General features: G+C 69.4%; 2 protein-coding genes. One reads left to right on the top strand and one right to left on the bottom strand.

Annotation, left to right across the window (positions count from 1 at the left end):
• The coding region (locus tag ABGB12_RS35005; protein ID WP_347684839.1) for a helix-turn-helix domain-containing protein at positions 1-671 on the bottom strand (671 nt) is incomplete at its 3' end.
• 42 nt (positions 672-713) lie between these two features.
• On the opposite strand from ABGB12_RS35005, the gene ABGB12_RS35010 reads away from it, so the two are divergent.
• On the top strand, positions 714-1,067 hold the full coding sequence (locus ABGB12_RS35010; RefSeq protein WP_347684841.1) for a hypothetical protein: 354 nt from the start codon (positions 714-716) through the stop codon (positions 1,065-1,067).
• Positions 1,068-1,083: the final 16 nt, after the last annotated feature.

Here is a 1,083-nt window from a genome sequence, read left to right on the forward strand (position 1 = left end):
CAACGGTGGTATTCGCTCTCGGCGCGCATCGCCCTTCGGGGCCCGGGCGGCAGCGGGAGGTGGAGACGCATCCGCGCCTGGACGCCGGGTTTTTCGTCGGCGCTGAGGACGTAGTCGTCCTGGTCGAGTGGCTCTCCTTCCCATTGCCGCTGGTAGAGGTCGAGGACTCGGCTGGCCTTGACGGCGAAGTGCGCATCGCGGGGGAAGATCCATGAGCGGTGCTGCCAGGGCTTGATCGCGTCATCAGCGAGCCAACGGCGGACCGTGGACGGTGAGACCGCCGGGGTGATGCCGCTGGCCACAGCATGGCGGGCCAGCTCCGGGCAGGTCCAGCGGGCCAGGGGCGTCCCGCTCGCGGCGGGCATCTCACACGCCAGGGCCTTGACCTCTGCGACCACCGCGGCGGAAAACACGCGAGGCCTGCCGGGCCGCGGAGCATCGGCCAGCCCCTCAATGCACTGCTGGCAGTACCGGCGCCGCCACTTGCGGGCCGTGTCCTCACAGATTCCCAGCCGCTCGGCGATCACCCGGTTGGCCATACCGGCCGCGGCCAGCAGCACGATCCGTGATCGCAGCACCAGGCGAAACGGCGCTGAGGCTCGCCGGGACATGGACTCCAGCTCAGCGCGGTCGGCATCGTCGAGGCATACGACATAGGGGCTGGAAGGCATGCGCTTCATGGTGCGGCTTCCAGGGCAGGGCATGATGGCACTATGGCCAGGCCACCGGACTCGACCCGCACATCGCTGCGCCAGCGGCTGTCAGCGCGGGCACGTGAGCGCTGGCCGCAACTCGATGGCATCACCATCCGCTGGCACGGAGAGTTCGCCTACGTCGCCGGCCGGCTCCCCGACGGCACCACACTGCCCCTGATGCGGCTGCGCTACACCGGATCCGCCACCACCTGGGCCTTCGCCATCTACCGCGCCAGCCACGACGACTACGACAAATCGCTCCTGCCCAGCGGATACCCGGCAGGCACCCCGCAAGAATCCCTCGACTGCGCCTGCGGCCTCTACCTCGGCGACACCACAGCCTGGCTCGACCCGCCACCCCCGACGAATTAACGGGCGCGACCACTAG

The organism is Actinocorallia sp. B10E7 (genome assembly GCF_039871655.1).
Classification (GTDB): Bacteria; Actinomycetota; Actinomycetes; order Streptosporangiales; family Streptosporangiaceae; genus Actinocorallia.